This window comes from Frigoribacterium sp. Leaf164, from assembly GCF_001423665.1.
GTDB classification, from domain to species: Bacteria; Actinomycetota; Actinomycetes; order Actinomycetales; family Microbacteriaceae; genus Frigoribacterium; species Frigoribacterium endophyticum.
In genome coordinates, this window is record NZ_LMOX01000001.1 from 1,409,948 (window position 1) to 1,421,920 (window position 11,973).

General features: G+C 70.3%; 11 protein-coding genes. 7 read left to right on the plus strand and 4 right to left on the minus strand.

The features are described 5' to 3' along the window. From ASF82_RS15760 to tkt, 3 genes are all read right to left on the minus strand, one after another. On the minus strand, positions 1–1,525 hold a 1,525-nt coding region (locus ASF82_RS15760), incomplete at its 3' end, for a glucose-6-phosphate isomerase (protein ID WP_162240260.1). Further along, complete coding sequence (tal, locus tag ASF82_RS06345) at positions 1,522–2,652, minus strand: transaldolase (RefSeq protein ID WP_056054837.1); 1,131 nt, start codon at positions 2,650–2,652, stop codon at positions 1,522–1,524. The genes ASF82_RS15760 and tal, both read right to left, overlap by 4 nt. 26 nt (positions 2,653–2,678) lie before the next feature. Beyond that, entirely contained in the window at positions 2,679–4,772 is a 2,094-nt protein-coding gene (gene tkt / locus ASF82_RS06350) for a transketolase (RefSeq protein ID WP_056054840.1), read from the minus strand. Between the two features lie 299 nt (positions 4,773–5,071). On the opposite strand from tkt, the gene ASF82_RS06355 reads away from it, so the two are divergent. Both ASF82_RS06355 and ASF82_RS06360 read left to right on the plus strand, forming a co-directional pair. Continuing rightward, positions 5,072–5,995, plus strand: a complete 924-nt coding sequence (locus tag ASF82_RS06355) for a heme o synthase (RefSeq protein WP_056054843.1) — start codon at positions 5,072–5,074, stop codon at positions 5,993–5,995. Between the two features lie 4 nt (positions 5,996–5,999). Further along, positions 6,000–6,446, plus strand: a complete 447-nt coding sequence (locus ASF82_RS06360; RefSeq protein ID WP_056054846.1) for a GNAT family N-acetyltransferase — start codon at positions 6,000–6,002, stop codon at positions 6,444–6,446. Between the two features lie 57 nt (positions 6,447–6,503). On the opposite strand, the gene ASF82_RS06365 is transcribed toward ASF82_RS06360, so the two are convergent. Next, the gene (locus ASF82_RS06365) at positions 6,504–7,472 is read right to left on the minus strand and encodes a heme A synthase (protein ID WP_369814256.1); all 969 of its coding nucleotides are present in this window, start codon (positions 7,470–7,472) and stop codon (positions 6,504–6,506) included. A 365-nt stretch (positions 7,473–7,837) separates the two neighbouring features. Between ASF82_RS06365 and sufB the strand changes: the two genes are divergently transcribed. Genes sufB through ASF82_RS06390 form a run of 5 tightly spaced genes read left to right on the plus strand, consistent with a single transcriptional unit; the run spans position 7,838 to position 11,941 of the window. Next, complete coding sequence (gene sufB, locus ASF82_RS06370) at positions 7,838–9,256, plus strand: Fe-S cluster assembly protein SufB (protein ID WP_056054850.1); 1,419 nt, start codon at positions 7,838–7,840, stop codon at positions 9,254–9,256. Next, positions 9,257–10,474, plus strand: coding sequence for a Fe-S cluster assembly protein SufD (gene sufD, locus ASF82_RS06375; protein WP_082514358.1), 1,218 nt, complete (start codon positions 9,257–9,259; stop codon positions 10,472–10,474). Beyond that, a complete protein-coding gene (locus ASF82_RS06380; RefSeq protein ID WP_056054855.1) occupies positions 10,471–10,803 on the plus strand; it encodes a non-heme iron oxygenase ferredoxin subunit in 333 nt (110 codons plus the stop codon). Before sufD ends, ASF82_RS06380 begins: the two co-directional genes overlap by 4 nt. An 11-nt stretch (positions 10,804–10,814) precedes the next feature. Next, positions 10,815–11,606: a Fe-S cluster assembly ATPase SufC gene (gene sufC / locus ASF82_RS06385; RefSeq protein WP_056054859.1), complete on the plus strand. Its 792-nt coding sequence runs from the start codon at positions 10,815–10,817 to the stop codon at positions 11,604–11,606. Positions 11,607–11,608: 2 nt separating this feature from the next. Further along, complete coding sequence (locus tag ASF82_RS06390) at positions 11,609–11,941, plus strand: metal-sulfur cluster assembly factor (RefSeq protein ID WP_056054862.1); 333 nt, start codon at positions 11,609–11,611, stop codon at positions 11,939–11,941. Positions 11,942–11,973: the final 32 nt, after the last annotated feature.

Consider the following 11,973-nt stretch of genomic DNA (forward strand, 5'->3'; position numbering starts at 1 on the left):
GTCCGTGGGCGGCCAGCACCTCCGCGTCCCCCGCCGCCTGCGCGTGGAGGAGCTCGCCGAAGGTGAAGGGCGCGCCGGGCACGGCGAGGTCGTCCTCGGTGCCCTGGACGATCTGGAGGAAGACCCCCGTCGCCGGACCGCCCTTGTGGTACTGGCCCGTCGAGTGGAGGAAGCGGGGCCCCCAGCCGAAGGTCGTCGGCCGCTCGGCGCGCTCGGCGGTCCACTCGCGGAGCGCGAGCAGGTCAGCGTGCGCGTGGCGGTCGACGTAGGCCTGGATCGCGACGTAGCCGTCCGCCGGCAGCTCCGCGAGCAGGGCGGCGACGGCGGACTCGAGCGAGCCACCGACGACGAGCCCCGACGAGGCACGCACGGCGACGCCGCCCGAGACGAACGCGGGGGGCACGGTCTCGGGCCGAGCGGTGAGCAGCTCCCGGGTGGCCTCCTTCGCCGACTCGACGTCGGGCTGGTCGAAGGGGTCGATGCCCAGGAGACGACCCGCGACGGCGACGGCGTACTGCCAGAGCAGGAAGTGGCCGCCCAGCGACGCGGAGACCTCGACCTCGCCCTCGGCCACGTCGAAGGTCTCCAGCTCGTCCGCCACGAGGCGGATGATCTGGACGTCGGCGAGATCGCCCCGGACCTCGCGACCACCAGGGCCGACGACGACGGGGAGGAGGCCGCGACCGCGCTTGCCCGTCGACTCGGCGAGGAGCTGCTCGGCCCAGTCGGCGAGCCCGACGATGTGCGTCCCGTCGGCGACAAGCGCGATCTTGTCGCGGAGGGGAGAGGTGCCGGCGAGCACCGCGCCGAGCACGAGGCCCGGGTTGGTCTCGTCGTCCTGCGCCAGCTCGACCGAGACCGCACCGGCCTCGGACAGCAGCGACCGGACGTCGGCGCCGGCGAGACCGGCCGGGACGAGGCCGAAGGCCGTGAGGGCGGAGAAGCGACCGCCCACCGTGGGGTCGGCCAGGAACACGCGGTGCCCGGCCTCGCGAGCCCGGGCCTCCAGGGGAGACCCCGGGTCGGTGACGACGACGATGCGCTCGGCAGCGTCGAGGCCTGCCGCGTCGAACGCGGCGGTCCAGGCACGGAGGTGCGCGTCGGTCTCCACCGTCGAGCCGGACTTCGACGACACCACGAGGACGGTGCGGTCGAGACGATCGCCCAGGGCCCGTCCTACCTGCCCCGGTTCCGTGGCGTCGACCACCGTGAGCTCGACGCCCGCGGTCCGGGCGATCACCTCGGGAGCGAGGGAGGAGCCACCCATGCCCGAGAGGACGACATGGTCGAGACCACGAGCGCGGAGCTCCTCACGGAGCGACTCGATCTCGGCCAGGAGCGGTGTCGAGACGGCGACGGCCTCGGTCCAGCCGAGGCGCCGCGCCGCCTCGGGCTCCGCCTCGGGCCCCCACAGGGTGGGGACCTGAGCCGTGATGCCCGAGGCGACGAGGTCGCCGACCAGCTGCGGGACGACCCGCTCGACCGCGGCCGCGGCGTCGCCGCGGACAGCGATCGAGATGGTCACTCGGCGGAGCCGGCCGTCGGGACGGCTGCCTCGAGGGCAGCGCTGACGGTGTCGAGCAGCTCGTTCCAGGAGACGATGAACTTCTCGACGCCCTCCTTCTCGAGCAGCTCGGTGACCTCGTCGTACGAGACGCCCTGGGACGCGATCGCGTCCATGACCTCGTTCGCCGAGGCGTACGACGACGAGATCGTGTCGCCACGGATCTCGCCGTGGTCGAACGTCGCCTCGAGCGTCTTCTCCGGCATGGTGTTGACGACGTCCTGCGCGACGAGCTCGACGACGTAGGTGGTGTCGAGGACGGCCGGGTCCTTGACGCCGGTCGACGCCCAGAGCGGACGCTGCTTGTTGGCGCCGGCGGCGAGCAGGCCCGCGGCACGCTCGGTCGCGAAGGCCTGGGTGTACACCTCGTAGGCCAGCTGGGCGTTCGCGACGCCCGCCTTGCCCTTGAGGGCCGTGGCCTCGTCGGTGCCGACGGCGTCGAGGCGCTTGTCGATCTCGGTGTCGACACGCGACACGAAGAAGGACGCCACCGAGTGGATCTCGCTGATGTCGATGCCGGCGGCCTTGGCCTGCTCGAGACCGGTGAGGTAGGCGTTGATGACGGCGCGGTAGCGCTCGAGGCTGAAGATCAGCGTGACGTTGACGCTGATGCCCTGCGCGATGACGGCGGTGATGGCCTCGAGGCCCTCGACGGTCGCCGGGATCTTGATGAGCGCGTTGGGGCGACCGACCTTGGCGGCGAGCTTGATCGCCTGGTCGACGGTGCCCTTCGCGTCGTGGGCCAGGCCCGGCTCGACCTCGATCGACACGCGGCCGTCGAAGCCGTTCGTCGTGTCGTAGATCTCGCGGAAGATGTCGCTCGCGCGGGTGACGTCGTCCGTCGTGATCTCGAAGACGGCGTCGGTCACGCTGACGCCGGTCTTGGCGAGGAGGGCGACCTGGTCGTCGTAGGCCTCGCCCTTGGCGAGGGCCGAGGCGAAGATCGTCGGGTTGGTCGTGACGCCCACGACGTTGCGCTCGGCGATGAGCTTCTGCAGCCCGCCCGAGTTGATGCGCTCACGCGAGAGGTCGTCGAGCCAGATGCTGACGCCGGCGGCGGAGAGCTGTGCGGTGTTCGAATCGGTCATGTCGTTCTTCTCTTTTCTGCCGGCGCTCAGAGAGCGGCCAGCGAGTCCTTGGCGGCGGCGACGGCGGCTTCGGTGGTGATGCCGAACTCGCGGTAGAGCGTCTTGTAGTCGGCCGAGGCACCGAAGTGCTCGATCGACACGCTGCGACCGGCGTCGCCGACGATGCCGCGCCACGGCATGGCCACACCGGCCTCGATCGAGACGCGGGCCTTGACGGCCGCGGGGAGCACGGCCTCCTTGTACGCGGCGTCCTGCTCGTCGAACCACTCGAGGCTCGGAGCCGAGACGACGCGGGCGTTCACGCCCTCGCCACGGAGGACCTCACGGGCCTCGACGGCGATCTGGACCTCGGAGCCGGTCGCGATGAGGATCACGTCGGGCGTGCCGCCCGGGGCCTCGGCGAGCACGTAGGCGCCCTTGGCGACGTTGGCGGCGGAGGCGAAGGTCTCGCCCTCCGCGTCGCCGGTGCCGCGCTCGAAGACCGGCAGGTTCTGACGGCTCAGCGCCAGGCCGGCGGGGCCGCTGTGGCGGTCGAGGATGGTCTTCCAGGCCCACGCGGTCTCGTTGGCGTCGGCGGGGCGGACCACGTCGAAGTCGGGGATCGCGCGGAGGGCGGCGAGCTGCTCGATCGGCTGGTGGGTCGGGCCGTCCTCGCCGAGGGCCACGGAGTCGTGGGTCCAGACGTAGGTGACGGGCGACTTCATCAGCGCGGCGAGACGCACGGCGGGGCGCATGTAGTCGCTGAAGATGAGGAAGGTGCCGCCGAACACGCGCGTGTTGCCGTGCAGGGCGATGCCGTTCATGATCGAGCCCATGGCGTGCTCGCGGATGCCGAAGTGCAGGACGCGGCCGTAGGGGTTGCCCTGCCACTCGTGGGTGGACCACTCGGTGGGGACGAACGAGCCGCCGCCCGCGATGGTCGTCAGGTTCGACTCGGCGAGGTCGGCCGAGCCGCCCCAGAACTCGGGGACGACGCCGGCGATGGCGTTGATCACCTTGCCGGAGGCGGCACGCGTCGACACCTCCTTGTCGGCGGGGAAGACCGGGAGGGCCTCGTCGAGCCCCTCGGGCAGCTCGCCCGTGAGGACGCGGTCGAGGAGGACCTTCTTCTCGGGGTTGGCCGTGGCCCACGCGTCGAAGGAGGTGCGCCACTCGGCGTGCTGCGCCTGGCCACGCTCGACGGCGCCGCGGGTGTGCTCGAGCACGGCGGGGTCGACGTCGAAGGTCTTCTCCGGGTCGAAGCCCAGGACCTCCTTCAGGCCCGCGAGCTCCTCGGCGCCGAGCGCCGAGCCGTGGATCTTGCCGGAGTTCTGCTTCTTGGGCGAGGGCCAGCCGATGATGGTCTTGAGGACGATCAGCGAGGGCTTGCTCGTCTCGGCCTTGGCGGCCTCGATCGCCTCGAAGAGGGCGGCGACGTCCTCGACGTACTCGCCGGTCTTCTTCCAGTCGACGACCTGGACCTGCCAGTCGTAGGCCTCGTAGCGCTTCTGGACGTCCTCCGTGAAGGCGATGTTCGTGTCGTCCTCGATGGAGATCTGGTTGCTGTCGTAGATCACGACGAGGTTGCCGAGCTGCTGGTGGCCGGCGAGCGAGGAGGCCTCGCTGGTGACGCCCTCCTGCAGGTCGCCGTCACCGGCGATGACGTAGACGAAGTGGTCGAACGGCGAGGTGCCGACGGCGGCCTCGGGGTCGAAGAGGCCGCGCTCGAAGCGGGCGGCGTACGCCATGCCCACGGCGGAGGCGAGGCCCTGGCCCAGGGGACCGGTCGTGATCTCGACGCCGTCGGTGTGGCCGTACTCGGGGTGGCCGGGGGTCTTGCTGCCCCAGGTGCGGAGCGCCTTGAGGTCGTCGAGCTCGAGGCCGTAGCCGCCCAGGTAGAACTGCACGTACTGGGTCAGCGAGCTGTGGCCCACCGAGAGCACGAAGCGGTCGCGACCGATCCACTCGCTGTCGCTCGGGTCACGACGCATGACCTTCTGGAAGAGGAGGTACGCGGCGGGCGCGAGGCTCATCGCCGTGCCGGGGTGGCCGTTGCCGACCTTCTCCACGGCGTCGGCCGCGAGCACGCGGACGGTGTCGACGGCCTTGTTGTCGATGGATTCCCATTGCAGATCTGCCACTGGAAGTTGACCCTTCTTGTTGCGAACTGCGCGGGGTCGATGCGGACCCGCGCGGACATGCGCCTGCCGAGACGTCGTCGGCTGCGGCCGCACGTTCACAACGATGTGGAGATCAGGACAGGGAGGTGTTCGTTCCGGTGTCGGGAATCCAGCGCGGAGCAGACGTGCAACTGGCAAGCACCTGCCAGTATAGGGACGTACCGAGGTCGCGTGCCCGCAGGTGACGCCCGGTGCCGTGTCAACGCGGACGTTCATCGCCTAGACTCTCCTGGCACCCCGTTCGTCTCGTTAGAGGACTCATGACCGCAGCCATCGACACCCGCCCCGACACCGCACCCCGGGGCTTCCGTCGCAAGGCTCGAGCGTACGTGGCCCTCACCAAGCCCCGCGTGATGGAGCTCCTGCTCGTCACGACGGCCCCGACGATGTTCCTGGCCCAGGGCGGCGTCCCGAATCTCTGGCTCGTGCTCGCCACCCTCGTCGGCGGGGCGCTCAGCGCCGGCTCGGCCTCCGCGTTCAACTGCTACATCGACCGCGACATCGACCGCATCATGAAGCGGACCCAGGGCCGCCCCCTCGTCACCGGCGAGGTGACCGACCGCGAGGCGCTCGTCTTCTCGTACGTGGTGGGCGTCGCCTCCATCGTCTGGCTGGCCCTCACCGTCAACCTGCTGTCGGCGGCCCTCTCGCTCGGCGCCATACTCTTCTACGTCGTCGTGTACACCCTCTGGCTCAAGCGCCGGACCCCGCAGAACATCGTCTGGGGCGGCATCGCGGGCTGCATGCCCGTCCTGATCGGCTGGGCGGCCGTGACGAACGACCTGAGCTGGCCTCCCGTCATCCTCTTCATGGTGATCTTCCTCTGGACGCCGCCGCACTACTGGCCGCTGTCGATGAAGTACCGCGACGACTACGCCGCCGCCGACGTCCCGATGCTCGCCGTCGTGCGGGGTCGTTCGCTGGTCGGGCTGCAGGTCATCCTCTACGCCTGGGCCACGGTCGCCTGCTCGCTGCTCCTCGTCCCCGTGGCCGGCATGGGCGTGCTCTACACCGTGGTCGCCGCCGCGAGCGGTGCCTGGTTCATCTGGGAGTCCCACCGCCTCTACAGCCGTGCCATCCAGCAGGTCGCCGAGGTCCGTCCCATGCGCGTCTTCCACAGCTCCATCACCTACCTGACGCTGCTCTTCCTGGCCGTGGGCGTCGACCCGCTCCTGCCCTTCTAGGCCCGTGCCCGCCCCCGGCTGGTCCACGCGTCCGGCGCGCCCCGGCGACGTCGACGCCCTGGCCGACCTCAAGCTCCACGCCCTCCGCGACGACCTCGAGCGGGCGGGCGTCTGGCGCCCGTCGTACAACCGCGCCCGGTTCGTCCACGAGTTCGTCCCGTCCGAGACCACCGTCGTCGTCGACGCCGAGGGCCGTGTCGTCGGCTGCCTCGCCGTCCACCCCGAGGGCGGGACGACCTGGCTGCGCCACTTCTACCTGCGTGAGGAGGCGCGCGGCCGGGGCCTCGGCACCCGTCTCGTCACCGAGGCCGTCGCCGCCGTCACCACGGCCACGGTCACCCTCGACGTGCTGACGGGGAGCCGCGTCGAGTCGCTCTACCGCCGCCTGGGATTCGTCCCGGTCTCGGACGACGGGGTCGACACGATCATGCGGCTGGACCTGCGCCGCTGACGACGACGGCGCCCCGCCCCGAGACCGGGGCAGGGCGCCGAGGAGGCGGTGCGGGCGTCAGACGCGGAGCTCGGCCTCACGGACGGGCGCCTCGACCTCGTCGGGCTGCTGGTCGTTCGTCAGGGAGAGCAGCACGGCCGTCATCGCGGCGACGAGGAGCGCGGCCAGCACCATGTGGCTGCCGACGAGCACGGGCGGCAGCCCCGTGCGGGCCTGGAGCAGCCCGACGGCGATCTGCACGAGCTCCACGGCGAGCAGCAGGAGCGGGAAGCGCCGGGGGAGGCCCGCGCGGAGGGTCCAGGCGACGAGCGCGACGGTGAGCAGCAGGGTCGCGTAGGCGGGCCAGCTGTGCACGTGCTCCATGACCTCGGGAGCGAGGCCGTTGCGGGGGGTCGCGGCGTCGCCGGCGTGCGGCCCGGCGCCGGTCGTGAGGATGCCGACGACGACGGTGACGGCCACGACGACGGCCGCCGCCCGCGCCAGGAGGGCGTAGCCCCGGGGAGTCGCGGCGCGGGTGCCGCGAGGACCGTGCAGCACCCGGTACACCAGCACCGTCGTCAGGGCGACCAGCACGACGGACACCACGAAGTGCGCCCCGACGATGTACGGGTTGAGGCCCGTCAGGACGGTGATGCCGCCGAGGACCGCCTGGAACGGGATGCTGAGTCCCTGGACGAGGGTGATGCGGAAGAGCTCAGGGCGCACCCTGCGGATGCGCAGCACGGCGAGGAAGGCGAGGATGACGACGAGCGTGAGCACGAAGGTCAGCAGCCGGTTGCCGAACTCGATGACGCCGTGGATGCCCATCTCGGGCGTCGACACGAAGGAGTCGTCGGTGCAGCGCGGCCACGTCGGGCAGCCCAGGCCGGACCCGGTGAGCCGCACCGCGCCTCCGGTGCCGATCAGCAGGACCTGGCAGACGAGCGACGCCCAGGCGATGAAGCGCACCCGCGAGTCGACCGTCGTGGGCAGCCACGCCCAGGCTCTCGACAGCACGCCCGGGGTGGTCTGGTCTGCCTTGCTCACAGTCTCCTGCCTTTCGTCGATTTCAGGACTCCGCCCTGTAGAATCGACGGGTTCAGGAACACAACCCGGCACGGCGTCGACGGAGACGCCGCGAGACAGCTGAGGCGGACGAGCACCACGGGGTCGAGAGGCACCGGGTGCGGGTCACAGTCTAGGCAACGCACCCTGGCACTCCGCTCGCGGAGGGCCCGCCGACCACCCGCGACGATCATCGCCCCGGGGGGCCGTCGACGGGGCGGCGATCGTCACGCGGACCGGGGTGTTCGACTCGCACCGCGAGGAACGGCCCGTCGTCGCCCGCGGCGAGCACCATGGGAATGGTGGCTCCGCGCACCGCGTTCGGTCCGTCAGAGAAAGAGGTACACATGTCAGACGTGCTGATCGACCGCCCCGAGCTGGACGGCCTGGGACAATACGAGTTCGGCTGGTCCGACTCCGACGCTGCTGGCGCCTCCGCGCGCCGCGGCGTCTCGCCCGAGGTCGTCACCGACATCTCGAACCTCAAGAGCGAGCCCGAGTGGATGCTCAAGAACCGCCTCAAGGGCCTCACGCTCTTCGAGCGCAAGCCGATGCCGACCTGGGGCGCAGACCTCTCGGGCATCGACTTCGACAACATCAAGTACTTCGTCCGGTCGACCGAGAAGCAGGCCACCACCTGGGACGAGCTGCCCGACGACATCAAGAACACCTACGAGAAGCTCGGCATCCCCGAGGCCGAGCGCAACCGCCTCGTCGCCGGCGTCGCCGCCCAGTACGAGTCCGAGGTCGTCTACCACCAGATCCGCGAGGACCTGGAGCAGCAGGGCGTCATCTTCATGGACACCGACACGGCGCTGCGCGAGCACCCCGAGTTCTTCCAGGAGTACTTCGGTTCGGTGATCCCCGCGGGCGACAACAAGTTCGCGGCGCTCAACACGGCGGTCTGGTCGGGCGGCTCGTTCGTCTACGTCCCCAAGAACGTCCACGTCGAGATCCCCCTGCAGGCCTACTTCCGCATCAACACGGAGAACATGGGCCAGTTCGAGCGCACGCTGATCATCGCCGACGAGGGCAGCTACGTGCACTACATCGAGGGCTGCACCGCCCCGATCTACAAGAGCGACTCGCTGCACTCGGCCGTCGTCGAGATCATCGTGAAGAAGAACGCCCGCGTGCGCTACACGACGATCCAGAACTGGTCGAACAACGTCTACAACCTCGTCACCAAGCGCGCCATCGCGCACGAGGGCGCGACCATGGAGTGGATCGACGGCAACATCGGCTCCAAGGTCACGATGAAGTACCCGTCGATCTACCTCGCGGGCGAGCACGCCAAGGGCGAGACCCTCAGCGTCGCCTTCGCCGGCCCCGGCCAGCACCAGGACGCCGGCGCGAAGATGATCCACATGGCGCCGTACACGACGTCGTCCATCGTCTCGAAGTCCATCGCCCGCGGCGGCGGTCGTGCGGGGTACCGCGGTGAGGTCCGGGTCGACGACTCGGCGCACCACAGCGCCAACACGGTGCGCTGCGACGCGTTGCTGGTCGACACCATGTCGCGCTCCGACACGTACCCGGCCATCGACATCCGCGTCGACGACGTGCAGCTCGGGCACGAGGCCACGGTCTCGCGCGTCAGCGAGGAGCAGCTGTTCTACCTGATGTCGCGCGGCATGGCGGAGGACGAGGCCATGGCCATGATCGTCCGCGGGTTCATCGAGCCCATCGCGCGGGAGCTCCCGATGGAGTACGCCCTCGAACTCAACAAGCTCATCGAGATGAGCATGGAAGGATCCGTCGGCTAGATGTCCGCCGTAGCACCCACCACAACGAGCACGACCCCCGAGGGCGTGCAGCACGGCGCGAAGGCGCACAGCGACGGAGGCTGGGGCGTCGTCCCGGTCCAGACCCGTTCCGAGCGCTTCCGCAGCACCGACCCGGCCGCGTTCCCCGCGGTCACCGGCCGCGAGGTCGACTGGAAGCTCAGCCCGGTCGAGCGTCTGCGCCCCCTCATCGACGGCCCCCTGGACGGGTCTCCCTACGCGTACCTCGCGCGGGAGACCGCCGGGGCGACGGTCGACTGGGTCGACCGGAGCGACTCCCGCGTCGGCCGGGCCGGCCAGCCCGAGGACAAGGCCTCGGCCTCGGCCTGGGCCGCGACCGAGAAGGTGCTGCTCGTGACCCTGAGCGGCGACGAGCCCTCGACCGTGACGATCGGGCGCTCCGGCCTCGACACGGCGCCGCGTGCCGGCCACACCCTCATCCACGCGACGGCGAACTCGACGTCGCTCGTCGTGCTCCGCAACACGGGCGCCGCCCAGCTCGTCGAGAACGTCGAGATCGTCGTCGACGACGGGGCGCACCTCACCGTGGTGACGCTGCAGGAGTGGGACGACGAGGCGATCCACCTCGCCAGCCACTTCGCGACCATCGGGCGCGACGCGCAGCTGAAGCACTTCGTGGTGTCGCTCGGCGGGTCGGTCGTGCGGGTCAACCCCTCGGCGCACCTGGCCGGGCAGGGCTCGGACGCCGAGCTCTACGGCGTCTACTTCGCCGACGCCGGTCAGCACCTCGAGCAGCAGGTCTTCGTCCACCACGACGCGCCGAACAGCCGGAGCCGCGTCAACTACAAGGGCGCGCTCCAGGGCGAGGGAGCCCGCACCGTCTGGATCGGCGACGTCCTCATCGCGCGGACGGCGCCCGGCACCGACAGCTACGAGCAGAACCGCAACCTCGTCCTCAGCGAGGGCACTCGGGCCGACTCCATCCCGAACCTCGAGATCGAGACGGGCGACATCGCCGGGGCGGGCCACGCCAGCGCCACCGGCCGCTTCGACGACGAGCACCTCTTCTACCTCCAGTCGCGGGGCATCGACGAAGCCGAGGCCCGTCGCCTCGTCGTGCTCGGCTTCCTCAGCGAGGTCGTCCAGAAGATCGGCGAGCCCGAGCTGCAGCAGCGCCTCATCGACGCCCTCGAGGTCGAGCTGACCTCGGGCCCGTCCGTCGTGGAGCCCACCGCATGAGCACGCGCGTCTGCTCCTCCGACGAGATCACGCCCGCGCAGGCGCTCCGCGTCGTCGTCGACGGCGTGGCCGTCGCCGTCGTGAAGGACAGCGCCGGGGTCATCCACGCCATCGGCGACACCTGCACGCACGGCGACATCTCGCTCTCCGAGGGCTTCGTCGAGGACGACACCCTGGAGTGCTGGGCGCACGGCTCCAAGTTCGAGCTCACCTCGGGCAAGCCGTTGACCCTCCCCGCCTACGAACCCGTCCCGGTCTTCGCCGTCTCCGTCGTCGACGGCGACGTCTTCGTCGACACCACCGCGTCGCCCGCCGGCGTCGCACAGTAAGGAATGAACGCATGAGCACTCTCGAGATCCGCGACCTCAAGGTCAGCATCGACACCGACGCCGGCCCCAAGCCGATCCTCAAGGGCGTCGACCTGACCATCAAGGAGGGCGAGATCCACGCCGTCATGGGCCCCAACGGCTCCGGCAAGTCGACCCTCGCCTACACGATCGCCGGCCACCCGCGCTACAACGTCGACGGCGGCTCCATCCGCCTCGACGGCGTCGAGGTGCTCGACATGAGCGTCGACGAGCGCGCCAAGGCGGGGCTCTTCCTGGCGATGCAGTACCCGGTCGAGATCCCCGGGGTCACCGTCTCGAACTTCCTCCGCACGGCGAAGACCGCCCTCGACGGCGAGGCCCCGGCCATCCGTGGCTGGATCAAGGACCTGCGCGAGTCGATGTCGGCGCTCAAGATGGACTCGGCCTTCGCCGAGCGCAACGTCAACGAGGGCTTCTCCGGCGGCGAGAAGAAGCGGCACGAGATCATGCAGCTCGAGCTCCTCAAGCCCAAGTTCGCCGTCCTCGACGAGACCGACTCCGGTCTCGACGTCGACGCGCTCAAGATCGTCTCGGAGGGCGTCAACCGGGCGAAGGCCAACACGGGCCTGGGCCTCCTGCTGATCACGCACTACACGCGGATCCTCCGGTACATCAAGCCCGACTTCGTCCACGTGTTCGTCGACGGCCACGTCGCCGACGAGGGCGGACCGGAGCTCGCCGACCGCCTCGAGAACGAGGGCTACGACCGCTACGTCTCCGCTGCTGCGGCTGCGGCGGTCGTCGACGCCCCGGTGGGCAGCTGACCGTGGCGGTCGCTCTGGCCCCGGAGAAGTTCGACCAGGTCGCGGAGGCGCTGAAGGAGGTCGTCGACCCCGAGCTCGGGGTCAACATCGTCGACCTCGGCCTCATCTACGACCTCGCGATGGACGAGGAGCACGAGAACGCCCTCATCATCAGCATGACCCTGACCTCGGCCGGCTGCCCGCTGACCGACGTCATCGAGGCCGACACCGCGAACGCGCTGGACGGCGTCGTGGACGCCTTCCGGATCAACTGGGTCTGGATGCCGCCGTGGGGCCCCGACCGGATCACGGACGACGGGCGCGACATGATGCGCGCCATCGGCTTCTCGATCTGATCCACCCCGGCCGACGCCGGACACGACGACGG

Coding starts and splice junctions, on each gene's coding strand:
- sufC (WP_056054859.1), top strand. CDS start 10,815: ATGAGCACTCTCGAGATCCGCGACCTCAAGGTCAGCATCGACACCGAC.
- ASF82_RS06380 (WP_056054855.1), top strand. CDS start 10,471: ATGAGCACGCGCGTCTGCTCCTCCGACGAGATCACGCCCGCGCAGGCG.
- sufD (WP_082514358.1), top strand. CDS start 9,257: ATGTCCGCCGTAGCACCCACCACAACGAGCACGACCCCCGAGGGCGTG.
- tal (WP_056054837.1), bottom strand. CDS start 2,652: ATGACCGATTCGAACACCGCACAGCTCTCCGCCGCCGGCGTCAGCATC.
- sufB (WP_056054850.1), top strand. CDS start 7,838: ATGTCAGACGTGCTGATCGACCGCCCCGAGCTGGACGGCCTGGGACAA.
- ASF82_RS06355 (WP_056054843.1), top strand. CDS start 5,072: ATGACCGCAGCCATCGACACCCGCCCCGACACCGCACCCCGGGGCTTC.